Genomic DNA, 26,618 nt, shown 5'->3' on the forward strand with positions numbered 1-26,618 from the left:
TCCGCATGACCACCACACCGGCCGGCGCCACCCTCGCCGCCACCACTCTCGCCGCCACCACCCTCCCCGCCCCCGCCCCTGTGCGCGCGGCCCGGCTGGCCCTCGTCGGCGACCGCTCGCCCCACGTGACCGCCCACACCCGCATCCCGCTCCTCCTCGACTCGCTCGCCTCGCGCGAAGGCCTCGTCCTCGACGCGTACTGGATCCCCACCGGCGACGCCGTGGCCGAGGCCACCTCCGGGGCGCTGGCCCGCTTCGACGCCGTCTGGGTCCCGCCGGGCAGCCCGTACGCCAGCGAGGCCGGGGCGCTCGCGGCGATCCGGGTGGCGCGGGAGGCGGGCATCCCCTTCCTCGGGACCTGCGGCGGCTTCCAGCACACCCTGCTGGAGTACGCCCGCTCCGTGTGCGGCCTGACCGGAGCCGCGCACGCCGAGAACGACCCCGGCGCGGCGGACCCGCTGATCGCGCCGCTCGCCTGCTCGCTCGCCGGGCACGAGGGGCTCGTACGGGCCGAGCCCGGGTCGCTGGCCGAGTCGGCGCTGGGCGCGGAGCGGTCGATGGAGCGCTACAGCTGCAACTACGGCCCGGTGGCAAGGCGCCTGGAGGTGCTCACCGCGCACGGGCTGCGGCTGTCGGGTCGCGACGAGGAGGGACAGGCGCGCATCGCGGAGCTGCCGGGCCATCCCTTCTTTCTCGCGACGCTCTTCCAGCCCGAGCTGTACGGGGACGGCACCCGGCCGCACCCGATCGTGCGGGCGCTGGCCGCGGCGGCCGTCGCGCACGCCGCCGCGGGGGCTCCGGTGGCGGAATAAGGCGTCGCGGAAGCACCCCGCTGATCGGCTATGCTGTGCATGCACATCGAACGGGTGGTCCGCCACCCTTCGTGGTGGGTGTAGCTCAGTTGGTAGAGCACCTGGTTGTGGTCCAGGTGGCCGCGGGTTCAAGTCCCGTCACTCACCCTGTTGATCCCCTGGCGGGTACGAGGTCCTCCTCGTACCCGCCAGGGGCTTTTCCACGTCCGGGAGCGGCACTCCGCGCACGTCCCCTCCCCCGCCCGGCCGGATCACCGGCCACGGCCGCCCCGTCCGTCGGCACGTCCGGCACGGCCGTCATGCCCGTCGGCACGTCCGTCGGCGCCATCGCCCGCGCCACCGACGCCCGACGCCGATGCGGAAGCCGTCCGGCCGGAGGACGGCCGGACCGGCGATCGTCCCGTCTGCCGCGGATCGACCGCGATGTCCGGCCGGTTCCTCACGGGTCGTGACGGAGGCAATTCGGCAGGTAGTAATTAGGTGAATCCCCGACTGAATTCCAGTCAATAGACCTTCCCTGATTATTTCGATTCGATAACAACGACCCGATGAAGGCCTGGACCATTAGGGCACTATTACCTCAACTTGGCACCTGGTAAAGCTAATTGAGTGTTCGTCAAATCAGACGGACAGGTAACGGAATGATTTCCCGGGCCACGCACCCCTTTGTCCGAATTCTCCGGCGCGTACGTCTGGCAGGCTTCCGCGGACCCAGTCACTCCGATCACTATTTGAGGTGCGCATGACAGGACGCAGACGGCGGGAACACCGGCGCAGACCCCGGCGGTTGATACTCCTGACCGCCGCCACGGCCACAGCGGCCGTGATCGCGGCGGGTATCGCCTATTCCGGAATCGGCGACGGCGCCCAGGCCGCGGCCCCCGCGCAGGCCTCGGGGGCCGACGCGGAGACGGTCGTACCGGCCGCCGCGGCCGCCCGGGACCAGGAGCCGGAGCCGATCCCGGCCGCTCCCGCCAACGAGAACGCGCGCGGGATGGTCTACGACGGCCTCAAGGCCGCTCCGAAGGGCGACCGGTGCGTGGGCGTCTACCGCACCGAGGCCGGACTGTGCACCCACGGACCCGACGCCCCGCCCAAGGGCGTCGACATCAAGAAGGAGATACCGCCGGCCGTCGCCACCACCGCGGCGGCCGCCGACCCGTCCCGCCCCGCGACCGAGGACCCGGCCGCCACGCAGGACGGCGGGCGTCCTCAGGACGCGCCCGCCGCCGACGCGGCCGCCACCAAGGACTCGGCGCCCGCGCCCGCCGCCGCCCCCTCGGCCGGCGAGCGCGCCGTGGCCGCGGGACCCGCGGGCCAGACCGTCCAGTGCGAGGGCGACGGCACCACCGGCAACCGCGTCCAGGTGGTGTACGTCCACGGCCCCGGCCGTGACCGGTTCTCCCAGTACGCCGCCTCGTTCCGCAAGTGGGCGGCCGACGCCGACCTGATCTACTCGGCGAGCGCCCAGGAGACCGGCGGCGTGCGCCACATCCGCTACGTGACGAACGCGGACTGCACGCCGGCGGTGCTCAACATCGAGCTCCCCGACTCGGCACTGTCCGAGTTCAGCGCCACCAACGCCGCGCTCGCCGGCAAGGGCCTGGACCGCCGGGACCGCAAGTACATGATCTTCGCCGACACCCAGGTCTACTGCGGCATCGGCACGTTCGCCGGCGACGAGCGGCCCGGACAGAACAACCAGAGCAACTTCGGCCCGTCCTACGGGCGTACGGACTCCGGGTGCTGGGGCGGGCACACGGCGGCGCACGAACTCGGCCACAACCTCGGCGCGGTGAACAACAGCGCCCCCAACACCAGCCTCGGCGCGCACTGCACCGACGAGTTCGACGTCATGTGCTACTCGGACTCGCCGAACTACCCGAAGATGCGCAACGTCTGCACCAACCAGGCCGCCGAGAACATCCTGGACTGCAACCACGACGACTACTTCCACACCAGTCCCAAGGCCGGCAGCTACCTGGCCACGCACTGGAACATCGCCGACAACCGGTTCCTGATGAAGACGAAGGGCGGCGGAGGAGGCGGCACCGACCCCGGTCCGAACCCGAGCCCGAGCCCGACCCCGAGCCCGACGAAGAAGCCCTCGCCGACCCCGACCGAGAAGCCCGGCGGCGGACCGGCCGTGACGGCCGCCCAGGTCCAGTCCACCTCGGTCGTGGTGAGCTGGCCCAAGGTCGAGGGCGCCGCCTGGTACCAGGTCCTGATCAACGGCAAGCACCTCACCTGGGTGCAGTCGCAGGTCCTGCGCATCCACGGCCTCAAGCCGGACACCACGTACAAGGTGACCGTGTCCGTGCGCGACGGCTCCGGCCGGGACAGCGGTCCGGGCAAGGCGGCCTCCTTCAAGACCCCGAAGGCCGGCGGCGGCGCCACCACCCCCGGCAGCCGCTACACCCTCGGCAACGGCAGCACCGGCATGGCCGCCGAACTGTGGGGCGGCCGTACCGCCGACGGCACCGTGCTCGTCGGCTCCCGCGCCAACGGGTACGCGCAGCAGCAGTGGTACTTCGACGACGCGGGCGGCGGCCAGGTCCGCATCCGGTCCGCGGCGTCCGGCAAGTGCCTGCAGCCGGGCGGCGCCCCCTCCGCCGGCATGTGGGTCGCCCAGCGCCCGTGCGGCACCGACGCGGCGCAGTCCTGGCGGCTGACGACCCGCGGCGGCGCGGTGACCGTCACGGACCCCGGGGGCGGCTTCGCCCTCACCGTGAGCCGCCGCCCGTACTACGGGAGCTGGCTGCTCGACCTCCAGCGCGCGGACGGCGGTGCCGCGCAGCTCTGGACCGTCCAGAAGGCCGGCTGACGGCCTGCCCGAAGGACCGACCGACGACACGGCCGATGCCCCTTGACCCGAGCCCGGCCGACGGTCCGGCCCCGCCCGACCGACGGATCCACCGGCCGACCTGACGGAGTGCCGGTGGGGCCGACGGCCGGGCCGGCGGTCGCGGGGGGGCCCCCCGCGGGCGGCCCCCCCCCCCCCCCCGCCCCCCCCGCCCCGGGGGCGGGCGCCGCGGCCCCCCGCGCCCCCCCCCCCCCCCCCCCCCCCCCGGGGGGGGCCCCCCCGGGGGGCGCCCCCCCCCCGACCCCTCACCCCACCCGGAGCACCGCAACGATGCGTACCAGATCCGTCTTCCCGGCCTTCGTGGCCGCCCTCGGCCTGATCCTCCTGGCGCCCGCACCCGCACTGGCCCACGGCGACACCGTCAAGGTGGTGGTCACCGGCCAGCGCGAGGGCCGCGTCACCGCCGCCGTCACCTGGGAGAACGACGGGGACGCCGTCGAAGAAGCCGTCGCCGCCACCGTGAACGCGGTCAGCGTCGACGGCACCCGCACGCTCGGGCCCTTTCGCCTGATCCGCGACCCGCTCGCCCCTCCGGCGGGCTGGACCACCGCCGAGGCCCTGCCGCCCGGCACCTGGAAGGTCAGCGTCGACGTGGGCTTCCCGGCCCTCGGCCACGGCGAGCTCGAAGTCGGCGTCCCCGTGGTGGACCCGGCGCCCGCGCCGTCGGCCGCCGGCCCCTCCGCCGGTACCGCGGCCACCGGCGCGACGGCCACCGGAACCTCCGCCACGACGCCCACGGCGGCCGCCTCCCCGACCGCCTCCTCGCCGCAGTCCGGCGCGCCCGCGTCGGACGCCGCCGAGCCCGCCGCCTCCGGTCCGGCCCTGTGGTGGACCACGGCCGGCGTCGCGGTCACCGCGCTGACCGGCGCGGCCGCCGGCATCCTCCTGCGCCGCCGCCGCGCCCGCCGCCTGCGCTAGGGGTGTCGGCCGTCCCGCCGGCGCGCCACCGTACGGACCCCGTCCCCCACCGGGGTCCGCCGAACGGCGAAGGCCCCGGAGCGGGCGGGCTCAGCTCACGAGGAAGGCCTCGACCGCCGTGGCGAAGGCCACCGGGGTCTCCTGGGGCGGGTAGTGGCCGGTGCCCGGCAGGGTACGGATCCGGCAGTTCGGGTACCACGCCTGCCAGGTGCCCCGCATGACCTCGGCGGTCAGCGCGAGGTCGTACTCCCCCACCAGGACGAGCACCGGCACGGTGTTGCCCTTGACGGCGCAGGACAAGTCGAGCGGCTGCCAGCTCGCGAGGTAGCCGGCGAAGGCCTCGGGCCGGGACGCGGCCAGCGAATGGGCGACCATCCGCTCCAGCCAGTGACGGCTCGCACGGTGCCCGGTGACCAGGTCCAGGATGGTCCGGCGCTTGTCGGGGTCCTCGGCGGCTCCGTGGAAGAGGGCGTGGGTCGCGTCGTCCATCGCGTAGGGCGCGGCCGGGACCGGCGCGACCCCGATGAGCTTCTCGATGCGCTCGGGGGCCCGTACGAGCACCTGCTGCGCCGCCTTGCCCCCCATGGAGTGGCCGAGGAGCGAGAAGGTGTCCCAGCCCAGCTGGTCGGCGAGTTCGAGGACGTCGTCGGCGATCTCGGGGAGGCTGTAGCGGCCCGCCACGTCCCGCCGGTCGCCGTAGCCCCGGCAGTCGAGGAAGGCGTACGAGAACCCCTCCGGGTCCAGGTGGTCCAGTACGGATCCCCAGGTGGCGCAGGTGCCGAACCAGTCGTGCAGCACGATGACGCGGACGGGTCCGGTGCCGATCCTGCGATGGGCGATGGCCATGCGTTCTCCCTCGGTGACGGGGTGGAGATGCCGACGCCGTACGTACTGCCCACCGGACCTACCATCACACCGTGAATCCGCCGCCGGCCGCGGCGGACCGGTCAGACGGTCCTGAGCGCCGGGTCGGAGACGCCCGGGGCTCCCGTCTCCACGTGGCCCGCGAAGCGGCGCAGGAAGGTGGCGTCGGCGTCGGAGACCACCTTGACGTCGTACCAGCGGCCGGTGGTGCGCAGGTCCACCGTGTGCGCGACGGTGGCGCCCGGGTTGACCTTGAAGGTCTGGGCGGCGCCCCCGTAGGAGTTCGTCACGGTGAGGTGGACCGCGGCCGCGCCGGAGTTGGCGAGGCTCAGCACCAGGTTGCCGCTCGCGTCCGCGTGACGCGCCGTCACTTCGGGGCCGGCCTTCTTCGCCGGGCCCTTCCAGGTGCGCAGGAAGCCGTTCGGGCCCCAGACGGTGAGGTTGACCTGGTTGCCGGTGGAGGCGCTGGTGCTCCACGTGTCCGAGAGGGTCTTGCCCGCCTCGACGGTGTAGGGCCAGGGCCCGTCCGCACGGTTGCCCGAGGTGCTGTGGAAGTGGGCGCCCAGGGTGGAACCGGCGGCGAAGGTCAGCGTGAACTTGCCGGTGGACACGGTGGCCCTGCCGTCCGCGTAGGGGCTGTAGCCGAGCGGACGGGTCGGCTTGGAGCCCGCCTCCTGCTTGGGCAGGGCGCCCGTCGCCGGCGGCACCGGGTGGTACGACGGGTGGGTGTTGCGGTCAGGCGGGAGGTAGCCGTCCGTCGGGGGGAGCGCGACCGGGGCGGCGTCGGACCGGGTGAAGTCGAAGGCCGAGGTGAGGTCGCCGCAGACCGCGCGCCGCCACGGGGAGATGTGGGGCTCCTTGACGCCGAATCGCTTCTCCATGAAGCGGATCACCGAGGTGTGGTCGAAGGTCTCCGAGCAGACGTACCCGCCCTTGCTCCACGGGGAGACGACGATCATCGGGACGCGCGGGCCGAGCCCGTAGGTCCCGGCCGCGTATCCGCCGCCGCCGGCGTACAGGTCGCGCGTCACGTCGGCGGTGGACAGGCCCCGGGCCGCGGACGCCGGCGGGTACGGCGGGACGACGTGGTCGAAGAAGCCGTCATTCTCGTCGTAGGTGATGAAGAAGGCCGTCTTCGCCCACACGTCCGGGTTGGAGGTCAGGGCGTCGAGGACCTGCGCGATGTACCAGGCGCCGAAGTTGACGGGCCAGTTCGGGTGCTCGCTGAAGGCCTCCGGCGCCGCGATCCACGAGACCTGGGGCAGGGTTCCGGCCCGCACGTCGGCGCGGAGCCGGTCGAAGTAGCCGTCGCCCGCCTTGGCGTCGGTGCCCGTACGGGCCTTCTCGTACAGGGCGCTGCCCGGCTGGGCGTTGCGGTAGGAGTTGAAGTAGAGCAGGGAGTTGTCCCCGTAGTTGCCGCGGAAGGCGTCGCTGATCCAGCCCCAGTGGCCGGCGGCGTTCAGGCCGTCGCCGACGTCCTGGTAGATCTTCCAGGAGACCCCGGCGGACTCCAGGCGCTCGGGGTAGGTCTTCCAGCCGTAGCCGGCCTCCTGGTTGCCGAGGACCGGGCCGCCGCCGGTGCCGTCGTTGCCCGTGTGCCCGGTCCACACGTAGTAGCGGTTGGGGTCGGTGGCGTCGATGAAGGAGCAGTGATAGGCGTCGCAGACCGTGAAGGCGTCGGCCAGGGCGTAGTGGAACGGGATGTCGTCACGGGTCATGTGCGACATCGTGGTGGCGGTCTTGGCCGGGACCCACTTGTCGTACTTGCCGTTGTTGTAGGCCTGGTGCCCGCCGGCCCAGTCGTGGTCGAGCCCCTCCACGAACTGCATGCCCAGGTCGTCGACCTGCGGGTTGAAGGGGAGGATGTCCTTCGTCCCGTTGGACTGGTGGAAGACGGACTTGCCGTTGTCCTGGAGGACCGGCCGCGGGTCGCCGAAGCCACGTACGCCCTTCATCGACCCGAAGTACTGGTCGAAGGAACGGTTCTCCTGCATGAGGACGACGACGTGCTCGACGTCCTGGATCGTCCCGGTGGCACCCTGCGCCGGGATGGCGGCGGCCCGCGCGATGCTCTCGTTCAGCATCGCGACGGCGGCGGTGCCGCCGGCGATCTGGAGGAACCTGCGGCGGTTGACTTCTGCCATGGCGGGACGACCTCTGGGGTGAGGGGGGAGTCGAGGGGCGCCCCAAGGACAGCGGCCCAGGGGGGCCGGACGGCGATCCCCGGCTGACGCCGGGCCGTACAGCGGGAGAACGGACGGCCCTGCCGGGAGGAACGCACGGACCAGCCCGCCCACCCGGTGGTCCTGGACGTCCGAAGGGCCCGGTCCCGGGGCTGGAACCCGGGCCGGACCCTTGAGGACTGCCTCAGCTCTGCGCGGGGGTCAGCCGCAGGGAGATGGAGTTGATGCAGTACCGCTGGTCGGTGGGGGTCGGGTAGCCCTCGCCCTCGAAGACGTGGCCCAGGTGGGAGCCGCACGCGGCGCAGAGGACCTCGGTGCGGACCATGCCGTGCGACCGGTCGTGGACCAGCTCGACCGCGTCGGTGTCCTTCGGGTCGAAGAAGGACGGCCAGCCGCAGTGCGACTCGAACTTCTCCGTCGAGCGGAACAGCTCGGAACCGCAGCCGCGGCAGGAGTACACGCCCTCCGTCTTGGTGTCGGTGTACTCACCGCGGAAGGCCGGCTCGGTGCCCGCGAGGCGCAGCACCTGGTACTCGGCCGGGGTCAGCTCGGCCTGCCACTGCTCGTCCGTCTTCTCGACCTCGTACGCCATGACGTTCCCGCTCCCTCAGTTCGACAGCCGGGCGATCGTTTCCAGGATCCGGGGTCCCAGGTCCGTGACGTCGCCCGCGCCCATGGTGAGAACGAGATCACCGGGCTTGGCCATTCCCGCGATGACGTCGGCGACGGCCTCCTTGGAGTGCTCGGCGGTGACGTCGGCGCCCGCGGCCCGGGCGGCGGCGATGATCAGCTCGCTGGTGACGCCGGGGATCGGGTCCTCGCGGGCCGGGTAGATGTCGAGGACCACGGAGGCGTCGGCCAGTGCGAGGGCCCGGCCCATCTCCTTGCCCAGTTCCTGGGTGCGGGAGAAGAGGTGGGGCTGGAAGACGACCAGGATGCGGGCGTCCCCGGCGGCGCCGCGGATGGCCTCCAGGTCGGCGGTCATCTCGGTGGGGTGGTGCGCGTAGGAGTCGATGACCTGGACGCCGGCGGCCTCGCCCTTGAGCTGGAGGCGGCGCTTGACCCCGGTGTACTTGCCGAGGGCGGAGGCCAGGTTGTGCGCGGGGATGCCGAGGGCTACGCCGGCCGCGAGGGCGGCGACGGCGTTGTGCGCGTAGTGGCGGCCGGGGACGGAGACGGTGAAGGTGAGCATCCGGCCGCCGATGACGACGGTGACCTCGCTCGCCAGACCGCGCGGGGTGATCTTGGTGATCCGGACGTCGGCCTCCGGCTCCTCGCCGTAGGTGACGACGTTCAGGCCGTCGTTGCCGCGGACCCGGCGGGTGATCTCGGCGGCGCCGGCCTGGCCGTGGGCGACGACGAGGGTGCCGCCGGGCACGATCTTGGAGACGAAGGTCTCGAAGGACTCGTAGATCTCCTCCATCGACGCGTAGTTCGCGTGGTGGTCGAGCTCCGCGTTGAGGATGATCGCGACCTGCGGGGTGTACTTGTGGAAGCTGCGGTCGCTCTCGTCCGCCTCGGCGACGAAGATGTCGCCCTCGCCGTGGTGGGCGTTGGAGCCGGGGGCGTCCAGGTCTCCGCCGATGGCGTACGAGGGGTCCAGGCCCAGGGCCGACAGGGAGACCGCCAGCATCGAGGTGGTGGTCGTCTTGCCGTGCGTGCCGGCGACGGCGATCGGGCGCAGGCCGTCCATCAGGCCGGCGAGGGCGTCGGAGCGGTGCACCACGGGGATGGCGAGCTCGGCGGCGCGGGCCAGCTCGGGGTTGTCGGCGCGGATGGCGCTGGAGACGACCACGCAGGTGGAGTCGTCGGCGAGGTGGCCGGCGGCGTGCCCGATGTGGACGACGGCGCCGTGCGCGCGCAGCGCCTGGGCGGTCTCCGAATCGCGCGAGTCGCTGCCGGCGACCTGTGCGCCCCGCTGGGCGAGGATCTTCGCGATGCCGGACATGCCGGCGCCGCCGATGCCGATGAAGTGGGGCCGTTCCATGGCGGTCGGCAGGCCGGGCTTCATTCAGGTCGCTCCAGGAATCGATCGTGCGTGTCCTACGGGGGTGCGCGTCCGCGTTCGCGCTGCGGGGCGCGGGCCCAGCCTATTCGTTGTGGGCGAAGAGCTTGAGCACCGGAACGCCCACCTTGTGGCGGGCGCGGGAGGCCCAGTCCCGGTGGAAGAACTCCTCCACGAAGTGCGGTGCGGTCAGGACGATCACCTCGTCGGCCCCGGTCTCCTCGACGACGTCCTTCAGCCGGTCGAGGGGGTGCCGCCCGATGATCTGCCCGGTGGCCTTGGCGCCCTTGCCGCGCAGGGCGTTCAGGGAGTGCGTGAGGGCGTGTGCGGCGGGGCCCTGTGCGGCGTCGCCCTCGGGCTCGTCGCCCTCGCGGATCGCCTCGGGGAGCTCACCGAGCGCTACGTCGTCGATGGCGCGCAGCAGTCGGTCCTGGTCACCCCGGGGCTGCATGAGGACGACGAAGGAGACCGCGTCGTCTCCGTGCAGGCTGGTGACGAAGTCCACGTCCACCGTGGTCAGCGGCTGCTCGATCATCAATACGCTCGTGAACACGGACGCCCTCTCCTTCATGGGCCGAGGCCGGCTGGCGGGCCGGCCCCTGCGGAAACCATCCTGCCCCGCCGTTGCACGGGGCTTGCGCAGGTATATGCCCAGCGGAAGCGAAGCGGAACGACAAATTCCGCCCCTTGTCAGATCCGACGGTAGCTCGTGAAGAGGAACCCGGCCTCTTCCAGTACACAAGCGGGCGCCAGCCGGTGCGGAACCGCGACCGACGGGCCTCCGGAGATCCGCTGGGCGCTGCCCGCGGTGAGCATCGGCGAGATGGTCAGGCACAGCTCGTCCAGCGCGTCGGCGGCCACGAACTGCCCGAGCAGCCGGGGTCCGCCCTCGGTGAGCTGGCGGCGCAGCCCCCGCCCGGCCAGTTCCCGTACCGCCCGCGCCGGGTCCACGCCGGACCCGTCGCCCGCCACCACCACCTCGGCGCCGGCATCGACCGCCTCGGCGACGCGGTCGGCGGGCGCTCCGGCCCCGGTGACGACCAGGGTCGGGACCAGGGGCGAGGTGAAGAGCGGCAGGGTGAAGTCGAGGTCCAGGCTCGCCGTGACCACCGCGATCGCGGGGGCCGGCCCCTGGCCCGCGGCCTCGCGCCGGGCCGCGAAGGCGTCCCGCGCCCGGGCGGGCCGGTACCCCTCCTGGCGAACCGTTTCAGCACCGACGACCACGACATCGGCCAGCGCCCGCAGGGTGCCGAAGATCCGCATGTCGGTCTCGCCGGAGATCGGCTGCGAGCGGCCGTCGTGCTGGGCCGCCCCGTCCAGGGTGGAGACCATGTTGGCCCGGAGCCAGTGCTCACCGGCGCCGAGGGAGGGGTACGCGTACGCCTCCGCCAGCTCGTCCAGCGACCATGCGCGGTCGGCCGGATCCCGGGGTGGGGCCGGTGTCTGATCGGTCACAGGGAACAGGCGTCGCATCGGTGCAGTGTGCCACGCCCCGTAGAGTTGAGTGCTGTGTCGACCTCTCTCTCCACCTCCGGTTCAGCCGCCGGGCGGCCCGCCGACCGGCCTCCCATAGCCGACGCCGGCCCGCAGGCGCTGTGTGCCCGTGAGCCCCGGGTGCCCGCCGAACGGCTGGTGGCCGAGATGGTGCCGCCGCCGCGTTTCGACTCGGTGCGCTTCGACACCTACGACCCGGACCCGGCCCAGCCGAGCCAGTCCGAGGCCGTCACCGTGCTGAGCGGCTTCGCCGCCGGCCTCGGCGGCGCCCACGCGACCGGCTCCGGCAAGCGCCGCTGGTTCGCGAAGAAGCCCGCGGCCCCGACGGGCCCCCGCGGGGTCTACCTCGACGGCGGCTACGGCGTCGGCAAGACCCACCTCCTCGCGTCCCTGTGGCACGCCACCCCGGCCGAACCGGCGCTCAAGGCCTTCGGCACCTTCGTGGAGCTGACCAACCTGGTCGGCGCGCTCGGCTTCCAGCAGACAGTGCAGACCCTGGGCGGGCACCGGCTGCTGTGCATCGACGAGTTCGAGCTCGACGACCCGGGCGACACCGTCCTGGTGTCCTCGCTGCTCAGCCGCCTGGTCGAGCAGGGCGTGGCGCTGGCCGCCACCTCCAACACGCTGCCCGGCAAGCTCGGCGAGGGGCGCTTCGCCGCCGCCGACTTCCTGCGGGAGATCCAGGGGCTGTCGGCGCACTTCCGGCCGCTGCGGATCGACGGCCAGGACTACCGCCACCGGGGGCTCCCGGAGGCGCCGGCCCCCTTTTCCGAGGAGCAGGTCACCAAGGCCGCGTACGCCACCCCGGGTGCGAGCCTGGACGACTTCCCGGCCCTGCTGGAGCACCTGGCCCGGGTCCACCCCAGCCGCTACGGCGCGCTGACGGACGGGCTCTCGGCGGTCTGCCTCACCGAGGTCGGACCCGTGCCGGACCAGTCGACGGCGCTGCGGCTGGTGGTGCTCGCCGACCGGCTGTACGACCGGGAGGTCCCGGTCCTCGCCTCGGGCGTACCGTTCGACCGCCTGTTCAGCGACGAGATGCTGAACGGCGGCTACCGCAAGAAGTACTTCCGGGCGATCTCGCGGCTCACCGCGCTGGCACGCGACGCGAAGCCCCTGGTGTCCCAGTAGGTTTGGCACGGTCGGGCCCTTTCGCGGCCCGGCCGTTCCCACTTCTGCGAAGGGATCCACCATGGCCACCACGCGTCACGCGCACACCGTCTGGGAAGGCAACCTCCTCAAGGGCTCGGGTGTCGTCACCCTCGACTCCTCCGGTCTCGGCTCGTACGACGTCTCCTGGCCCTCGCGCGCCGAGGCGGCCAACGGCAAGACCAGCCCCGAAGAGCTGATCGCCGCCGCCCACTCCAGCTGCTACTCCATGGCGCTCTCCCACGCCCTGGACGGCGCGGGCACGCCGCCCACCCGCCTGGAGACGAAGGCCGACGTCACCTTCCAGCCCGGCGAGGGCATCACCGGCGTCCACCTGACCGTGCGCGCCGAGGTCTCCGGCCTGGACGCGGAGGGCTTCGCCGCCGCCGCCGAGGACGCCAAGAAGAACTGCCCCGTCAGCCAGGCCCTGACCGGCACGACGATCACGCTCTCCGCCGAACTGCTCTGACGGAACTGCTCTGACGGCCGGAGCCGGTCCGGCCGGGTTCGCGGGCCGGCACCGTTCGCCGCTGCGGCCCGGCGGTAACACGCCGGGCCGGGGCGCGCCGGGCCGGGGCTGCGGGGCCGGGGCTGCGGGGCCGAGGCCGCCGCTGCGGGGCCGGTGCGCCGCTACGGTCCGAACAGCCCGCGGCACCCGTCCAGACCCGCCAGCTCCACCGGCACCGTGCGGTGGGCCTCCCAGTCGGCGCGGTCCAGCCGCAACCGCCGCAGGGTCCGCGCCGTCCCCCGTACGGAGACCGTCTCCAGCCCGTCCGGGCGGTAGCCCAGCTTCTCCGAGACCCGCAGCGAGCCCGCGTTGTCCGTCATCGCGGCCGAGGTGGCGCTCCGCGCACCGAGCCCCTCGAACGCCAGGTGCAGCACCGCCGCGCGCATCTCCGTACCGATGCCCCGGCCCTGGTGGACGGCGCCGAGCCAGGAGCCGGTGTGCGCCTCGCCCGTGACGGCGAACTCGGCGGCGGACAGGTCCTGGCGGCCGACCAGCGTCCCCTCGCACCGCACCGCCAGGCTCAGCGTCCAGTCCCGCACGGTCCAGCCCGCGACGGTGCCCAGCACGTGCTGGAACACCGCCCGCCCCCGTTCCGCGGGGGCCGCGTCGGTCCACGGCACGGTGAACGGCATCCGCCCGGGATCGTGGACCCCGTCCGCCGAGACCGCCGCCAGCTCGGCCAGGCCCGCCAGGTCCGGCAGGCACAGCTCCAGCCGGGGGGTCGTGATGCGCAGCCCGTACAGGGGCCAGACGTCGCTTTCCATGGAAGGAGCCTGCCGAATCCGCGCCCGGACGTCGAGTGCGTTTCCACCGGCGCCGGGCGGCGGAACCCGCGGACACGGTGGTGTGACACCCGGCCGGGAGCGCTCGCGTCGGCCCCCGGCGGGCGGGCCGCCGTGGTAGCACGGGCCGTTCACATCTCCAGTAACGCCGCCGGGAGTTGCCGATGTCCGTCACCCGCCGCAGCCTGCTCGCCGCCGGTGGGATCGCCTTCACCGGCGCGCTCGGCGCCCTGTCCACCGGTGGCGCCGGAGCCGCCCGGGCCACCGGCCGGGGGTACGGGCCGCTGCTGCCCGATCCGCGCGGGCTGCTCGACCTGCCCGCCGGGTTCTCCTACCGGGTGCTCTCCCGCGCGGGCGACCCGCTGCGCTCCGGCGAGGGGCCCGTGCCGGCGAACTGCGACGGCATGGCCGCCTTCTCCGCTGGCGGTGGCGGTGGCGTCGGCTTCGGTGACGGTTCCGCCGGCGGCGGCAACCGGGTCCGGCTGGTCCGCAACCACGAGAACCGCGCCACCGCCGCCCTGCGCGTCCCCGCCGTCGCGGGACTGACGTACGACCCGCAGGCGCTCGGCGGCTGCACGGTCCTGGAGCTCGACGGCGCCGGCCGGGTCGTCGGCGAGCGGGTCGCCCTCGCCGGTACGGCCGTCAACTGCGCGGGCGGGCGGACCCCCTGGAACACCTGGCTGAGCTGTGAGGAGACCGAGGACCGCGCCGGCACCTCCGGCTACACACTGGACCACGGCTACGTCTTCGAGGTGGACCCCGCCGACCCGCACCGCTCGGGGGCCTTCCCGCTCACCGCGCTGGGCCGGTTCGCCCACGAGGCCGTCGCCGTGGACCCGTACAGCGGGATCGTCTACGAGACCGAGGACGCCTTCGTCGAGCCGTTCGGGCTCTTCTACCGCTTCCTGCCCGAGCGGCCCCTCGGCGGCCCCGGCTCGCTTCGGGCGGGCGGCGCCCTGGAGGCCCTGCGCGTACCGGGGCTGGCCGACCTGTCGGTGGTGGACGAGCCCGGGGCGGAGTTCCCGGCGCTGTGGGTGCCCGTACCGGACCCGGGGGCGGCCGCGACCCCGATCCGGCTCCAGGACTTCGGGCCGGGCGGGATCACCCACGCGCAGAAGCTGGAGGGCTGCTACTGGGGTGACGGCGGGGTGCACTTCGTCTCCAGCTACGCCCGCAACCGCGAGGGATCGGCCGCCGACCACCACGGCCAGGTGTGGTCCTACGACCCGCGGCGCGGCCGGCTCCGGCTGGACGTCCTCTTCGGCCCGGCCTCGGACACGGTCCTGCCCGGGGACTCCCCCGACAACATCTGCCTGGCGCCGGACGGCGGCCTGATGGTGTGCGAGGACGGCGGCGGGGCGCAGTACGTCTTCGGCGTCACGGTCGGCGGCGAGGTCTACCCGGTCGCGCGCAACGCGCAGGACGTCGGGCGGCCGGGGGCGCCGGAGTGGGGCGAGTTCGCCGGGGTCACCTTCTCACCCGACGGCCGGACGATGTACGTGAACGCCTACGCCCCGGGGACGACGTTCGCGGTGACGGGCCCCTGGCGCTGACATCGGCCGCCACGTCGCGATTCCGTTCGATCGGAGGGAAGATCGAACGGAATCGATGCGATGGGGGTAGGTGGCGTGGCAAAGAAGCACACGGACCGGCAGAAGCGGCAGCCCGACCCGGACGGCCCCGAAGTCCCGGACGCCCGCGAACCGGCCGACCGGGGCGGGAAGACCCCGGCCGGCAAGAAGCGGACCCGGCCGGAGGCCGAGCCCCAGCCGGAGCCGGAGGGCAGGGCCACCTCCGGGAAGGGCACGGCCGGAACCGCGCCCGAGGCCACCGGCAAGCCCGCGAAGGGGCCTGGGCCGAAGCCCAAGGGCCGGGACAAGGGCAAGGCCAAGGGCGAGGGCGAGGGCGACGCAGCCGGCAGCACGGCCCGGACCGGGGCACCGGACGGGCCGAAGGCCGACGTCGGCGCCCCTCCCGAGGGCGAGGTCCCGGCACCGGACGGGCCGAAGGCCGGCAGCAAGGCCAGGGGCCGGTCCGCGGCCGGGCCCGGACCGAAGACCGGAGACGGCACCGAGCCGAAGGCCAAGGGCAAGCGCAAGGACAAGTCCCCGGACCGGCCGAAGGGCGACGACGGTCCCCGGCCCGATACCAAGGGCAAGGCCAAGGGCAAGGGCGACGCCACGGCTGAGGCCAAGGATGCCCGGGGCAAGGGCAAGGGAAAGGGCAGGGAGGCCAAGAAGGTCAAGGCCAGGACCGAGGACAAGACCGAGGTCAGGGCCACCGACCACCGACCCGACGCGGACGACGGGACCCGCCCCGGGGCCACGGCCACGGACCGGCCGGAGGCGGACGACGCGGGGACCAGGAAGGCCAAAGCCAAGAGCAAGAGCAAGAGCAAAACCAAGGACAAGGCCAAGGCCAAGGCGGGGACCGAGGTCGGCGACCGGCCGGAGGCGGACCCCGCCGGAGCCGAGAAGGCCGAGGGCAGAGCCAAGGTCAAGGCCGAAGCCAGGGCCGCAGTCACCGACCGGCCCGAGGCGGAGCACCGCGGGACCGGGCCGGAGGCCGACGGCGGAGAGCGGCGGGAGCGGCCCGGAGCCGGGGCCGGCCCGGAGCTGCGGGAGGTGTTGCGGGTTCCGGCGGGCGAGCGGGTGGACCTGCGCCGCTTCGACCCCCGTGCCACCCTCGCCGGACCCACCGACAAGGCGGCGGGGACCACGGCCACCGCCGCCATGGCGGAGCGGCTCGGTTCCCTCCAGGAGCGGCTCTACGCGGCCAGCACCGCCGGCAGCCGCCGCCGCGTCCTGCTCGTCCTCCAGGGCATGGACACCAGCGGCAAGGGCGGCACCGTCAAGCACGTCATCGGCCACTTCAACCCGTCCGGCTGCCGCATCCGGGCCTTCAAGGCGCCCACGCCCGAGGAGCACAGCCACCCCTTCCTCTGGCGCGTCACGCAGGCCCTCCCCCAGCCCGGCGAGATCGGCATCTTCGACCGCTCCCACTACGAGGACGTCCTCATCGCCCGCGTCCGCGAACTGGTGCCGCGCAGTGTGCTCGGCCGCCGGTACGGGCAGATCAACCGGTTCGAGCAGACCCTCGCGGACGACGGCGTGACCGTCGTGAAGGTCTTCCTCCACATCAGCTACGCGGAGCAGCGCGAGCGGCTCCTGGAGCGGCTCGACAACCCGGACAAGCACTGGAAGTTCAGCGAGGGCGACATCGAAGAGCGGGGCCTGTGGCCCGCGTACCAGGAGGCCTACGAGAAGGCCCTGGAGCGGTGTTCCACGGACGCCGCACCGTGGTTCGTCGTCCCCGCGGACCGCAAGTGGTACCGCAACTGGGCGATCAGCCAGCTGCTGCTGGAGCACCTGGAGGCCATCGGTCCGCAGTACCCGAAGGGTGATTTCGACGTGGAGGAGTGCCGTGCACGTCTGATTGCCACATAGTCATATATTTTGCCTGCGTGACTATTTCTGTGCGCAAAGCGGCAGCCGTAGCCGCGCTCGGTGCCGCCCTCGCGGGTTGCGGGGGCGGCACCGGCACGTCGGACGCCGGACGCGAAGCCCGCATGGGCACGCCGGCGGCGACGGACTCCGCCCCCGCCTCCCCGTCCGGGACGGCGTCCGCCGCCCCCGGCCCGTCCGCCCCGCAGGCCGGCCCGCCGGCCAAGCCCCCGACCATGGCGCCCGGTCCGAACGGTCTGACCCCGGTCTTCGAACGGGCGCGCCAGCAGGCCGACAAGACCGTCGCGCTGACCTTCGACGCCGACATGACCTCCGACCAGGGGCCGCGGGCCGCGGACGGGGAGCACTTCGACAATCCCGCGCTGATCTCGGCGCTGCGCACCCTCAAGGTGCCCTCTACGGTGTTCATGACGGGACGTTGGGCCGAGGAGTACCCGGACCAGGCGAAGTCCATCGGCACCGACCCGAACTTCGAGATCGCAAACCACTCCTACAGCCACCACGCCTTCACGTCCCCCTGCTACGGGCTGCCCGCGCTCGACGCGGCTGCCGCCCGGGCCGACGTGGACCGGGCCTTCGCCGCCTTCCGCACGGCGGGCGCGGTCAACACCGTCCCGTACTTCCGCTTCCCCGGCGGCTGCTACGACGACCGGTCCCTGCGGGCCCTGTCCACGGCCGGGATCACGGCCGTCCAGTGGGACGTGGTCAGCGGGGACGCCTTTGCGAAGGACCCGGACGCCGTGGCCGAGCAGGTGCTCGCCGGGGTCAAGCCGGGCTCGGTGGTGGTCATGCACTGCACGCGCAGCGCCGCCCCGGTGACCGAGGAGGCCGTCCGGAAGATCGTCCCGGAGCTGCGCAAGCGGGGCTACCGCTTCGTGAAGGTGTCCGAGCTGATCGGCACCTAGGGGGGTGTCGGGGGGCTCAGCCGGAGCAGGCGGTGCGCTGCGCCTCCTGCCATTCGCACACGGGGCACAGCACGATGCCCGGGGTCGCGACCCCGTACTCGGTGGGCCTGCCGCACCCCAGGCAGTCGGCGTACGGCGGCCCGGCGACCCGCCCGGCGGGCGCAGCCGGGGCCGCGCAGTACGACGGGGCGCCCTCCCGCTGCTCCGACGGGGTCTCTTCCTGCTGCTCCATGTGTACGAGCCTACTCAGCCGGGCCGCCGGACGGCGGGCCTGCAGCAGTGCGACCGCCGGCGGCCCGGCCGAGGGCGGGGGGGCCGGGGAAAGCGTCCCCCGACGGTCAGTGCGCCCCGGTCCGCTCGGTGACCTCGCTCGGGCGGACCATGACGAAGCCCTCGCCCCGCAGCATCAGCTGGACGGCCTCGCCGGAGCCGCCGCGGATCATCGAGCCGGCCGACTGGGAGCGGTGCAGGCCGGTCTCCAGTCCGGCGCTCCAGCCGACGACCGCGTCGGTGTCCACGTAGACCGGGGCCTGCGCGGTGACCGGTATGACGATCGGGGCGCCGTCGCAGACGACGGCGAGCTTGCCGGTGCCGGTGAAGAGGCTGTTGAAGAGGCCGCCGCCGGCCATGCCGGCGCCCTTCACCATCTTGATCTCGTAGGACAGGGTCGGGTCGAAGCACAGCACGTTGCGGCCGTGACGGTCAGGGCGTCGCCCGGCTCGAAGTCGACGATGAAGCAGTTGCCGCCCTGGTGGGCGAACCAGGCCTCGCCCTGCCCGCGCACCGTCATCAGCGCGAGGCCCTCGCCGGTGACGGCGCGCTTGAGCATGCCGCCGATGCCCTGTCCCTTGCGCTCGAACTGGAGGCTGCCCCGGAAGGCCACCATCGAGCCCTGGCGCGCGAGCATCTCGCCGTCGACGGCGTACTTCACCGACTTGGCGTTCTGCAGGGTCATGCCCGGGGCGGTGGCGGGCCGGGCCAGGTTCTCGGATGCGAACAGGTCACTCTTCATGGCTTCGATCCTCGCCCGGAGCGAGCCCCCTGGGCGTCATCCTGAAGGCGGAGGCTGGCATCCTTGGCAGGATGAGCAGCCAGCCCGCGCACGACACCACGGACGTACCCGCCGTCGGATCGGACCGTCCCTTCCGCCAGGAGCACGCCGTCCGCGACGAGGCCCCCCAATTCGTCCTGCCGCTGGTCGTGCGGATCGAGAAGGCCGAGCCGCCCGCCCGCACGGACGCCCTGGAGACCGCGGCCCGCGCGGTGCTCGTCCTGCTGACCGACGAGCGGGCGCACGGCGAGGGCGAGTGGGCCGAAGCGGTTCGGGACTGGCAGGACGCCCGCATCCGCAAGGTGGTCCGGCGGGCGCGCGGCGCGGAGTGGCGCAAGGCCGGGACCCTTCCGGGCGTCACCGTGCACGGCGACGCCGCGGAGGTACGGGTCTTCCCGCCGGTGCCCCTCGACGGCTGGCCCAAGGAGCTGGCCAAGCTCCAGGTCTCGGGCACCGACCTGGACGACCCCGGGCCCGTCGCGGCCCCCGCCGGGGCGGACCTGCCCGTGCTGTGGCTCAACCCCGGCCTGGACATGTCGGCCGGCAAGGCCATGGCGCAGGCCGGGCACGCGGCGCAGCTCGCCTGGTGGGAGCTGACCGCGCCGGAGCGGGCCGCCTGGCGGGAGTCAGGCTTCCGGCTGGCCGTACGGACCCCGCCGCGCGAGCGGTGGGCGGAGCTGAGCGGGAGCGGGCTGCCGGTGGTGCGGGACGCCGGCTTCACGGAGATCGCGCCCGGCTCGTGCACGGTGGTCGCGGACCATCCGGCGCTGCGGGCCCGGCTCTGAGCCTGTTCCGCGGGCCCGCGGAACCTCAAATGTTGCTCTGAACGTCCCCCTACGCGATTGGCGTGACCCTGCCGGGGCGATGACACCGGCACAGGGTCCGATGAGAGGGGGCGGGGGACATGGAACCCATGGCACACCTGGGGGTGGGCATCGGCTGGCGGCCGGAGATCTCGGACGCCGTCGAGCGGCTGCCCGGACTGGACTGGGTCGAGGTGGTGGCCGAGAACATCTGCCCGGGCCACCTCCCGACCGCGCTGGTGCGGCTGCGCGAGCGCGGCGTGCGCGTCGTACCGCACGGGGTCTCCCTGGGGCTGGGTGGCGCGGACCGCCCCGACCCGGAGAAGCTGGCGGCGCTCGCCGAGCGGGCGGTGGCGCTGGGGGCGCCGCTGGTCACCGAGCACATCGCGTTCGTACGCACCTCCTCGCCCGCGCTGGAGGCCGGCCACCTGCTGCCGGTGCCGCGCACGCGGGACGCGCTGGACGTGCTGTGTGAGAACGTACGGATCGCCCAGGACGCGCTGCCCGTGCCGCTGGCGCTGGAGAACATCGCCGCGCTGATCTCCTGGCCGGACGAGGAGATGACGGAGGGCCGGTTCCTGTCGGAGCTGGTCGCCCGGACCGGTGTCCGGCTGCTCATCGACGTGGCCAACCTGCACACCAACCGGGTCAACCGCGGCGAGGACCCGGCGGCCGTGCTGGACGCGATCCCGTTGGAGGCGCTGGCGTACGTGCACGTGGCGGGCGGGGTGGAGCGGGGCGGTGTCTGGCACGACACGCACGCGCACCCCGTGCCGCCGGTCGTGCTGGACCTGCTGGCGGGACTGCGGTCCCGGGTGGACCCGCCGGGCGTCCTGCTGGAGCGGGACGACGACTTCCCGCCGGAGGCGGAGCTCGCCGGGGAACTGACCGCGATCCGCACGGTGCTGACGACCGCCGGCCGGGACGCCGCGCCGCCGCGCGTACGCGTCCCGGCGGCGGCGGGGGTCCCTACGGTGACCGGGGTCACCGCGGGGACGGGGGTCACCGCGGGGACGGGGGTCCACACGGTGACGGAGGTCCCCACGGTGACGGAGGTCCCCACGGTGACGGGGGTCCCCACGGTGACGGCCGCGCCGAACGCCGCGTCGCCTGCGGCTGCGGCTGCGGCTACACCTCGGGCGGCCGCGCCGGAGGCGGCGCCCGCTGCCGGGTCCGGCGGTGTCCCGGCGGGCCACAGCGGCGCCGACGGCCCCACCGGCCCCGTCGTGGAGCCGGATCCCGTGCCCGCCCCGCCCGCCCCGGCCGGCGAGGCCGCCCGGACGCGCGTCGGGCTCCGGCAGGCGGCCCTGCTGTCGGCGCTGGTGGCCGCGACGCCCGTCCCCGAGGGGTTCGACCGCCGGCGCGTCCACGTGCAGGCCCGCGCCCTGATCGCCAAGCGGGCCGGGGTGGTGGCCAGGCTGGCCCCCGAACTCCCCGCGATCCTCGGCGGTGACGGACCGTACCGCGAGGCGTTCTCCGCGTACGCCAAGGGCCGTCCCATGACCGGCGGATACCGCCGGGACGCGCTGGACTTCGCCGAGCACCTCCTCATCCGGGACCTGCCGGCCGACCCGGCCGCCCGGCGCCGGCTCACCGCCTGGTGGCAGGACCGGGCCGGAGCGCGGCCGCCCCGCCGCATCGTGCGCTGGGCCCGCGCCCTGGTGGGGAGAGCGGCATGAACCTCCTCGCCCTGGCCGTCTGGCTCAGCGTCGCCGCCTCCAGCGTCCTGCTCTTCCGCGGCCTGCGCCGCTCCCGGACCCCGGCGGCCGGGGCGGCCCCCGGCCTCCACGACCTGTCCGAGGCCGCGTTCCTGTCCGGCGGGCCGGGCGGCGTGGTGGACACCGCGCTCGTCTCCCTCCTCGGGGACGGCCGGCTGGTCGTCGGGGGCCCGGGCATCGTCCACGTACGGCCCGGGGCGCGGGCCGGCGACATCGCCGAGCGCGCCGTGCTCGGGGCGCACCAGGGGGCCCCTTCGGGCTGGCTCTACCAGGTCCGGTACGCCGCCATGCTCGACCCCGCCGTGCAGGAGACCGGTGACGCGCTGGCCGCCCGCGGGCTGCTGTCCCGGCCCGGCGCCGGGCGGACCTGGCGGCGCTGGGCGCTGGTCCAGACCGTGGTGTGCGCGGTGCTGATCCCGGTGTCGCTGCCGCTGACCTTCCTCGCGTACGTCCTGGAGTCCGGCCCGGCGGTGCCGTTCGCCGTGAAGGTGGTGCCCGCGCTGCTCGGCGGGATCGTCGCGGCCCGGATCGGCGCCGCCCGGGCCCGGAGCCGGCTGACCCCGGCGGGCGCTCGGGCGCTGCGCGAGCTGCGCGGCTCGTACGCGAACGACCCGACCCCGCACGTGCAGACCGCGCTGTTCGGGCTGCGCGGGCTGCGGGACCCGTTCCTGCGGCAGCAGCTGGTGCCGGCGGCGCGCGGCACCCGGCTCGCGGCGGCCCAGGTGCGCGGCCGCCCCGTCCGCCACGGGTCCCACGACCACGGGTCGTTCGCCGATGTCCTGCCGGTCCTCTGGTGCGCCGGGAGCGACGGCGGCGGAGGGGGCGGCGGCGGTGCTGGCGGCTGCTCCGGGGGCGGCGCCGGCTGCGCCCCGGGCTCCGGCTGCGGCTCCTCGGGCGGCAGCGGCGGCGGGAGCGGCAGCAGTTGCGGCAGCAGCGGTTCCAGCTGTTCGAGCAGCTCCGGGTCCAGTTGCAGCAGCTCCTCCGGCTCCAGCTGCTCCAGCAGTTCCTGACCGCTCGTCACGACGGGCCGCGGGTACGGCAACCGGGGGTGGATCGCGGACTGGGCGGTCTGGGACCGCGACAACACCGAGCTGGCGCGTACGGCCCCGTTCGAGACCTGGGCCAACGCCTTCCTGAACCTGCCGTGCGCCTCCTGGCCCGTACGGAACCGGCAGCGGCCCGCCGCCGTGGGGGCCCCGCACCCGGGGCTGCCGCGCACGCTCGTCGTCGCCGCGGAACGGGACGGGGCGACTCCGTACCGGGGGGCGCTGGAGCTCCAGCGGCGCCTCGGCGCCGGGGCGGCGCTGGTCACGGAGCGGGACTCGGGCCACCACGGAGTGGTCGGCGGACGCAACGACTGCGTGGACCGTCACGTGGAGCGGTACCTGCTGACAGGTGACACCGCGGGACGGCGTGTCACGTGTGGACCGCATCCGGAGCCCGCACCGGTGTCGCTGGACGGCCGGGCAGCGCGTGCCCGCGGGGCACTGGTGCCGCCTGCCGTCTGAACTTCCGGGCGGGGTCTCCGGCTGCGTCGATTCGGGGGCTGTGCCTCCCGATCCACCGGCAGCGCCTCAGTCAGGGGCGCACGCCGGTTCTTCCCCCCAGGGGAGGTATCAGGCGAGTCCGGCCACCAGATCGGCGACGGACTTGCGGCGCCCGGTGTAGAAGGGGACCTCTTCACGGACGTGCATGCGGGCCTCGGAGGCGCGCAGGTGACGCATGAGGTCGACGATGCGGTACAGCTCGTCGGCCTCGAAGGCCAGCATCCACTCGTAGTCGCCGAGGGAGAAGGAGGCGACGGTGTTGGCGCGCACGTCGGGGTAGCCGCGGGCCATCTTGCCGTGGTCGGCGAGCATGCGGCGGCGGTCCTCGTCGGGCAGCAGGTACCAGTCGTAACTGCGGACGAAGGGGTAGACGCTGACGTAGTCGCGCGCGTTCTCGTCCGCCAGGAAGGCCGGGATGTGCGACTTGTTGAACTCGGCCGGGCGGTGCAGGGCCATGTTCGACCACACCGGCTCCAGCGCGCGGCCCAGCTTGGTGCGGCGGAACAGGTTGTAGGCGCCCTGCAGTTCGTCCGCCGTCTCGGCGTGCCACCAGATCATGACGTCGGCGTCGGCGCGCAGGCCGGACACGTCGTAGGTACCGCGGACGGTGATGTCCTTGGCGCCCAGCTGGTCGAAGAGATCCTGGACCTCGTCGGCGTAGCCGGCGCGGTCCTCCGGGAGTACGTCCTTCAGCTTGAAGACGGACCACAGGGTGTAGCGGATGACCTCGTTGAGGTCCTTCGCCTTCTTCCCCGCGTTGGGAATCTTCTCTGGTGCAGTCATGCGTCCATTGTCCCGTGTGCTGATCAGTGGTCGGTGCCAGGGGTGCCGATCGCGGCGGTCACCGCGTCGGCGGCCCTGTGCGCACTGGCGACGCACGCCGGAACGCCCACCCCGTCGTAGAGCGCCCCGCAGACCGCGAGGCCGGGCAGGGCCGCGACGGCGGCGCGGATCCGGGCGACCCGGGCGAGGTGGCCCACGGGGTACTGGGGCAGGCCGCCGTCCCAGCGGGTGACGGTGGAGGCGACCGGGCGGGCCGCGAGGCCGACGGCCGCGCCGAGGTCGGCGAGCGAGACGCCGACCAGCTCCGCGTCGTCCCGGGCCAGGTCCGCCTCGTCGCCGTGGCGGCCCACGGAGGTGCGCAGCAGGAAGAGCTCGGGGTCGGTGCCGGCCCAGGCCCACTTGTTGCTGGAGAAGGTGGAGGCCTTGATGGTGCGGCCGTCCACGGGCGGGACCAGGAAGCCGCTGGCGCCGCCGCCGGTGACGCAGGCCGGCAGCTCGGAGCGGCGGAAGGCCATCGTGACCAGGGCCATCGAGGCGTACTCGACGGAGCGCAGCTCGGCGGCGGCCGCGGGGACCGTCCCGTCGAGCAGACGCGCGGCGGCTCCGGCCGGGGTGGCCAGGATCACGCCGTCGGCCTCGACGGCCTCCGCTCCGGCCACCACCCGCCAGCCCCCGGTGGTACGGGTCAACTCGCTCACGGGGGTGTCGAGGAGGATCCGCGCCCCGGCCGCGCGGCAGGCGTCGGCCACGGCGAGCGGGAGCCGGCCGATGCCGCCGTCGATGCCGGCGAAGACGGGCCCGGCCGCCTGGGGCTGCTCCGCCGCCCGGCGCTGCAGTTCCCGTACGCCGTCGCCCAGCAGCGCGTGCGTGCGGGCGGCCTCGAAGAGCTGGGGCACGGCCGCGCGCATGGAGATGCGGTAGGCGTCGCCCGCGTAGACCCCTCCGAGCAGGGGTTCCACGAGCCGGTCGACGACCTCGCGCCCGAGCCGGGCGGCGACGTACGCGCCGACGGCCACGTCCTCGCCGATCTCGGTGGGCGGCTGCTCGTGCTCGGCCCCGATCCGGGCCAGGCCCTCCGGGGAGAGCACCCCGGACGCGGCCAGCGGGCCCAGGTCGCCGGGGACGCCCATGACGTGCCCGCGCGGCATCGGCCGCAGCTCGCCGCGGGTCCACAGGTGGGCGGTGGCGGTGGCGGGCGCCTGGAGGGCTTCGCCGAGGCCGACGGCGCGGGCCAGTTCGAGGGCTTCGGGGCGGCGGGCGAGCACGGACTCGGCGCCGAGGTCGACGGGCAGGCCGGCGAGCTCGTCGGCGCGCAGCTTGCCGCCGAGCCGCGGTCCGGCCTCCACCAGGGTGACCCGGACGCCGTCGGCGAGCAGCCGGTGGGCCGCGGCGAGGCCCGCGATGCCGCCGCCGACCACGACGACGTGGCCCGGAGAGCCGGCCGGGGCCCCGGGGACGTCCGGCCGGTCCGTACGCATGTCCGCTTCGTGCATGGACACATCGTCTCAGACCGATCACCGACGCCGGACCGTGACCGCATCGGGACCGGGCCGGAACCGCGCGGGTGCAACCCGTACCGGGCCTCGGGACGTCGAACCGGCAACACCAGCCGATCTCCGGGGGTTCACCATCATGCATTCCGTGCGCGGACACCGCTCCGCGTCCGCTCTGGCCGCCCTCTCCCTGGCCGGGGCGCTCGCGCTCACCGGCTGCGGGGCCGGCTCCGCCGAGGACAAGTCAGCCGCGCGGCCGGCCGCCGCCGACCGGGCCCCGGCGGCCGGTCCGCAGGACGGCGCGGCGCAGGAGGGCGGGGCTGCCGCGGCCAAGCCGGGTTCCGGGACCGCCGCGCCCTCGGCGGCGGACGCCAAGGCCCAGCCACAGCCCGCGCCGGTCCGCGCCCACGTGATCCGCACGGCGACGCTGGCCATCGAGACGGCGGAGCCGCAGAAGGCCCTCGCGGCGGCCCGCACGGAGGCGGAACGGGCGGGCGGGTACGTGGGCAACGAGTCCACGGGGCGCGGCAAGGACGGCCTGGTCACCTCGACGGTGACGCTGCGGGTGCCGGGCGAGCGCTTCGACGCCGTGATCGGCTCGCTGGAGGGCGGCGGGAAGCTGCTCAACCGCAAGGTCGAGACCCAGGACGTGGGCGAGAAGGTCGCCGACGTCGACAGCCGGGTCAAGTCGCAGCAGGCCAGCGTGGTCCGGGTGCGCGAGATGATGGACCGGGCCTCGGCGCTGAGCGACGTGGTCATGCTGGAGGGCGAGTTGAGCCGGCGCCAGTCCGACCTGGAGTCGCTGCTGGCCCAGCAGGGCGCGCTGAAGGACCAGACCGCGCTGGGCACGATCACCCTCTCGGTGTCCGAACCGGCCCCGAAGGCCGCGGAGAAGAAGGACGACGAGACGGGCTTCGCCGACGCGCTGCGCGGCGGCTGGGAGGTCTTCTCCACCCTGGTGCGGTACCTCGTCCTCGCGATCGGCGCGGTGCTGCCGTTCGCGATCACGGCGGCGCTGCTCGCGCTGGCGTTCCGCATCTACCGCAGGCTGCGGCCCGCGAAGCCGCGCCCGGCGTCCGCCGCCGCGCGGGTCCCCGCGCAGGGTGCCCCGGGGCCGTGGGCCACGCCCGCCGCGCCGCCGGCCGGCGCCCCCAATGCCGCGCCGGCCCGCGCGAGGGCTTCGTCCCCCGCCGACTCCCCCACCGGGACCGGGACCGGGACGGACGGACAGGCCTGAGGCCCGCCGGGTAGGGGGGGAACACGCCTTCGCCCGTAG

23 protein-coding genes, 1 tRNA gene and 1 pseudogene are annotated in these 26,618 nt (G+C 74.2%); 14 read left to right on the top strand and 11 right to left on the bottom strand.

From position 1 onward, the window contains the following. The first annotated feature begins 80 nt into the window (after positions 1-80). From ACFWTC_RS10125 to ACFWTC_RS10140, 4 genes are all read left to right on the top strand, one after another. Entirely contained in the window at positions 81-812 is a 732-nt protein-coding gene (locus tag ACFWTC_RS10125) for a hypothetical protein (RefSeq protein WP_384026679.1), read from the top strand. Between the two features lie 74 nt (positions 813-886). After that, positions 887-959: transfer RNA gene (locus tag ACFWTC_RS10130), tRNA-His, on the top strand. A gap of 640 nt (positions 960-1,599) precedes the next feature. Continuing rightward, positions 1,600-3,636 (top strand): RICIN domain-containing protein, encoded by a 2,037-nt coding sequence (locus tag ACFWTC_RS10135; RefSeq protein ID WP_383919095.1) that lies wholly within the window; start codon positions 1,600-1,602, stop codon positions 3,634-3,636. A 309-nt stretch (positions 3,637-3,945) separates the two neighbouring features. Continuing rightward, entirely contained in the window at positions 3,946-4,593 is a 648-nt protein-coding gene (locus ACFWTC_RS10140; RefSeq protein WP_384028884.1) for a hypothetical protein, read from the top strand. Positions 4,594-4,683: 90 nt separating this feature from the next. On the opposite strand, the gene ACFWTC_RS10145 is transcribed toward ACFWTC_RS10140, so the two are convergent. The 6 genes from ACFWTC_RS10145 to ACFWTC_RS10170 all read right to left on the bottom strand — a co-directional run bounded on the left by ACFWTC_RS10145 (position 4,684) and on the right by ACFWTC_RS10170 (position 11,118). Beyond that, positions 4,684-5,439, bottom strand: coding sequence for an alpha/beta fold hydrolase (locus ACFWTC_RS10145; RefSeq protein WP_383919747.1), 756 nt, complete (start codon positions 5,437-5,439; stop codon positions 4,684-4,686). Between the two features lie 101 nt (positions 5,440-5,540). Then, positions 5,541-7,601 carry a phosphocholine-specific phospholipase C gene (locus ACFWTC_RS10150; protein WP_384028886.1) on the bottom strand — a complete coding sequence of 687 codons (2,061 nt, stop codon included), beginning with the start codon at positions 7,599-7,601 and terminating at the stop codon, positions 5,541-5,543. Between the two features lie 223 nt (positions 7,602-7,824). Continuing rightward, positions 7,825-8,232 carry a peptide-methionine (R)-S-oxide reductase MsrB gene (gene msrB / locus ACFWTC_RS10155; protein WP_383919741.1) on the bottom strand — a complete coding sequence of 136 codons (408 nt, stop codon included), beginning with the start codon at positions 8,230-8,232 and terminating at the stop codon, positions 7,825-7,827. Between the two features lie 15 nt (positions 8,233-8,247). Continuing rightward, positions 8,248-9,651, bottom strand: coding sequence for a UDP-N-acetylmuramate--L-alanine ligase (gene murC / locus ACFWTC_RS10160; protein WP_384028887.1), 1,404 nt, complete (start codon positions 9,649-9,651; stop codon positions 8,248-8,250). Positions 9,652-9,730: 79 nt separating this feature from the next. After that, positions 9,731-10,198, bottom strand: a complete 468-nt coding sequence (locus tag ACFWTC_RS10165) for an indole-3-glycerol phosphate synthase (RefSeq protein ID WP_384028889.1) — start codon at positions 10,196-10,198, stop codon at positions 9,731-9,733. Positions 10,199-10,335: 137 nt separating this feature from the next. Continuing rightward, positions 10,336-11,118, bottom strand: a complete 783-nt coding sequence (locus tag ACFWTC_RS10170; protein WP_383919732.1) for a pyrimidine reductase family protein — start codon at positions 11,116-11,118, stop codon at positions 10,336-10,338. A 96-nt stretch (positions 11,119-11,214) separates the two neighbouring features. Here ACFWTC_RS10170 and zapE point away from each other — a divergent pair, with 96 nt between their 5' ends. Together zapE and ACFWTC_RS10180 are read left to right on the top strand one after the other, a co-directional pair. Then, the gene (gene zapE / locus ACFWTC_RS10175) at positions 11,215-12,270 is read left to right on the top strand and encodes a cell division protein ZapE (protein WP_383919763.1); all 1,056 of its coding nucleotides are present in this window, start codon (positions 11,215-11,217) and stop codon (positions 12,268-12,270) included. Between the two features lie 61 nt (positions 12,271-12,331). Further along, positions 12,332-12,757, top strand: a complete 426-nt coding sequence (locus ACFWTC_RS10180; RefSeq protein ID WP_383919730.1) for an OsmC family protein — start codon at positions 12,332-12,334, stop codon at positions 12,755-12,757. 161 nt (positions 12,758-12,918) lie between these two features. Here the strand turns inward: ACFWTC_RS10180 and ACFWTC_RS10185 are convergent, their stop codons facing one another. Then, positions 12,919-13,560, bottom strand: a complete 642-nt coding sequence (locus ACFWTC_RS10185) for a GNAT family N-acetyltransferase (RefSeq protein ID WP_384028891.1) — start codon at positions 13,558-13,560, stop codon at positions 12,919-12,921. Between the two features lie 182 nt (positions 13,561-13,742). Here ACFWTC_RS10185 and ACFWTC_RS10190 point away from each other — a divergent pair, with 182 nt between their 5' ends. The 3 genes from ACFWTC_RS10190 to ACFWTC_RS10200 all read left to right on the top strand — a co-directional run bounded on the left by ACFWTC_RS10190 (position 13,743) and on the right by ACFWTC_RS10200 (position 17,947). After that, a complete protein-coding gene (locus ACFWTC_RS10190) occupies positions 13,743-15,131 on the top strand; it encodes an alkaline phosphatase PhoX (protein WP_383919724.1) in 1,389 nt (462 codons plus the stop codon). A 1,062-nt stretch (positions 15,132-16,193) separates the two neighbouring features. Then, positions 16,194-17,024 carry a PPK2 family polyphosphate kinase gene (locus ACFWTC_RS10195; protein ID WP_383919760.1) on the top strand — a complete coding sequence of 277 codons (831 nt, stop codon included), beginning with the start codon at positions 16,194-16,196 and terminating at the stop codon, positions 17,022-17,024. 17 nt (positions 17,025-17,041) lie between these two features. Beyond that, positions 17,042-17,947, top strand: coding sequence for a polysaccharide deacetylase family protein (locus ACFWTC_RS10200; protein WP_383919721.1), 906 nt, complete (start codon positions 17,042-17,044; stop codon positions 17,945-17,947). 16 nt (positions 17,948-17,963) lie between these two features. Here the strand turns inward: ACFWTC_RS10200 and ACFWTC_RS10205 are convergent, their stop codons facing one another. Continuing rightward, complete coding sequence (locus ACFWTC_RS10205) at positions 17,964-18,179, bottom strand: hypothetical protein (protein WP_383919718.1); 216 nt, start codon at positions 18,177-18,179, stop codon at positions 17,964-17,966. A 106-nt stretch (positions 18,180-18,285) separates the two neighbouring features. Further along, positions 18,286-18,833, bottom strand: a pseudogene (locus tag ACFWTC_RS10210) (AIM24 family protein). A gap of 197 nt (positions 18,834-19,030) precedes the next feature. Here ACFWTC_RS10210 and ACFWTC_RS10215 point away from each other — a divergent pair. The 4 genes from ACFWTC_RS10215 to ACFWTC_RS10230 all read left to right on the top strand — a co-directional run bounded on the left by ACFWTC_RS10215 (position 19,031) and on the right by ACFWTC_RS10230 (position 23,027). Next, entirely contained in the window at positions 19,031-19,783 is a 753-nt protein-coding gene (locus tag ACFWTC_RS10215; RefSeq protein ID WP_383919713.1) for an aminoacyl-tRNA hydrolase, read from the top strand. A gap of 128 nt (positions 19,784-19,911) precedes the next feature. Further along, positions 19,912-21,480: a DUF692 domain-containing protein gene (locus tag ACFWTC_RS10220; RefSeq protein ID WP_384028923.1), complete on the top strand. Its 1,569-nt coding sequence runs from the start codon at positions 19,912-19,914 to the stop codon at positions 21,478-21,480. Further along, a complete protein-coding gene (locus tag ACFWTC_RS10225; RefSeq protein ID WP_384028893.1) occupies positions 21,477-22,529 on the top strand; it encodes a TIGR04222 domain-containing membrane protein in 1,053 nt (350 codons plus the stop codon). The genes ACFWTC_RS10220 and ACFWTC_RS10225 overlap by 4 nt, the downstream gene beginning before the upstream one ends. A gap of 81 nt (positions 22,530-22,610) precedes the next feature. Beyond that, positions 22,611-23,027 carry an alpha/beta hydrolase gene (locus ACFWTC_RS10230; RefSeq protein ID WP_384028925.1) on the top strand — a complete coding sequence of 139 codons (417 nt, stop codon included), beginning with the start codon at positions 22,611-22,613 and terminating at the stop codon, positions 23,025-23,027. 108 nt (positions 23,028-23,135) lie between these two features. On the opposite strand, the gene hemQ is transcribed toward ACFWTC_RS10230, so the two are convergent. Then, a complete protein-coding gene (gene hemQ / locus ACFWTC_RS10235) occupies positions 23,136-23,849 on the bottom strand; it encodes a hydrogen peroxide-dependent heme synthase (protein ID WP_383919705.1) in 714 nt (237 codons plus the stop codon). Positions 23,850-23,872: 23 nt separating this feature from the next. Beyond that, positions 23,873-25,342 carry a protoporphyrinogen oxidase gene (gene hemG, locus ACFWTC_RS10240; protein WP_384028895.1) on the bottom strand — a complete coding sequence of 490 codons (1,470 nt, stop codon included), beginning with the start codon at positions 25,340-25,342 and terminating at the stop codon, positions 23,873-23,875. 139 nt (positions 25,343-25,481) lie between these two features. Between hemG and ACFWTC_RS10245 the strand changes: the two genes are divergently transcribed. Continuing rightward, a complete protein-coding gene (locus ACFWTC_RS10245; RefSeq protein WP_384028897.1) occupies positions 25,482-26,579 on the top strand; it encodes a DUF4349 domain-containing protein in 1,098 nt (365 codons plus the stop codon). The last annotated feature ends 39 nt before the right edge of the window (positions 26,580-26,618 follow it).

The sequence above is a fragment of the Streptomyces sp. NPDC058619 genome, assembly GCF_042717785.1.
GTDB lineage: Bacteria > Actinomycetota > Actinomycetes > Streptomycetales > Streptomycetaceae > Streptomyces.

Bases quoted from the DNA above. Each gene is read 5' to 3' on its own strand.
- ACFWTC_RS10180 (WP_383919730.1), top strand. From the start codon at position 12,332: ATGGCCACCACGCGTCACGCGCACACCGTCTGGGAAGGCAACCTCCTC.
- ACFWTC_RS10205 (WP_383919718.1), bottom strand. From the start codon at position 18,179: ATGGAGCAGCAGGAAGAGACCCCGTCGGAGCAGCGGGAGGGCGCCCCG.
- ACFWTC_RS10190 (WP_383919724.1), top strand. From the start codon at position 13,743: ATGTCCGTCACCCGCCGCAGCCTGCTCGCCGCCGGTGGGATCGCCTTC.
- hemQ (WP_383919705.1), bottom strand. From the start codon at position 23,849: ATGACTGCACCAGAGAAGATTCCCAACGCGGGGAAGAAGGCGAAGGAC.
- ACFWTC_RS10225 (WP_384028893.1), top strand. From the start codon at position 21,477: ATGAACCTCCTCGCCCTGGCCGTCTGGCTCAGCGTCGCCGCCTCCAGC.
- ACFWTC_RS10185 (WP_384028891.1), bottom strand. From the start codon at position 13,560: ATGGAAAGCGACGTCTGGCCCCTGTACGGGCTGCGCATCACGACCCCC.
- murC (WP_384028887.1), bottom strand. From the start codon at position 9,651: ATGAAGCCCGGCCTGCCGACCGCCATGGAACGGCCCCACTTCATCGGC.
- ACFWTC_RS10220 (WP_384028923.1), top strand. From the start codon at position 19,912: ATGGCACACCTGGGGGTGGGCATCGGCTGGCGGCCGGAGATCTCGGAC.
- ACFWTC_RS10145 (WP_383919747.1), bottom strand. From the start codon at position 5,439: ATGGCCATCGCCCATCGCAGGATCGGCACCGGACCCGTCCGCGTCATC.
- hemG (WP_384028895.1), bottom strand. From the start codon at position 25,342: ATGCACGAAGCGGACATGCGTACGGACCGGCCGGACGTCCCCGGGGCC.
- msrB (WP_383919741.1), bottom strand. From the start codon at position 8,232: ATGGCGTACGAGGTCGAGAAGACGGACGAGCAGTGGCAGGCCGAGCTG.
- ACFWTC_RS10245 (WP_384028897.1), top strand. From the start codon at position 25,482: ATGCATTCCGTGCGCGGACACCGCTCCGCGTCCGCTCTGGCCGCCCTC.
- ACFWTC_RS10150 (WP_384028886.1), bottom strand. From the start codon at position 7,601: ATGGCAGAAGTCAACCGCCGCAGGTTCCTCCAGATCGCCGGCGGCACC.
- ACFWTC_RS10215 (WP_383919713.1), top strand. From the start codon at position 19,031: ATGAGCAGCCAGCCCGCGCACGACACCACGGACGTACCCGCCGTCGGA.
- ACFWTC_RS10140 (WP_384028884.1), top strand. From the start codon at position 3,946: ATGCGTACCAGATCCGTCTTCCCGGCCTTCGTGGCCGCCCTCGGCCTG.
- ACFWTC_RS10170 (WP_383919732.1), bottom strand. From the start codon at position 11,118: ATGCGACGCCTGTTCCCTGTGACCGATCAGACACCGGCCCCACCCCGG.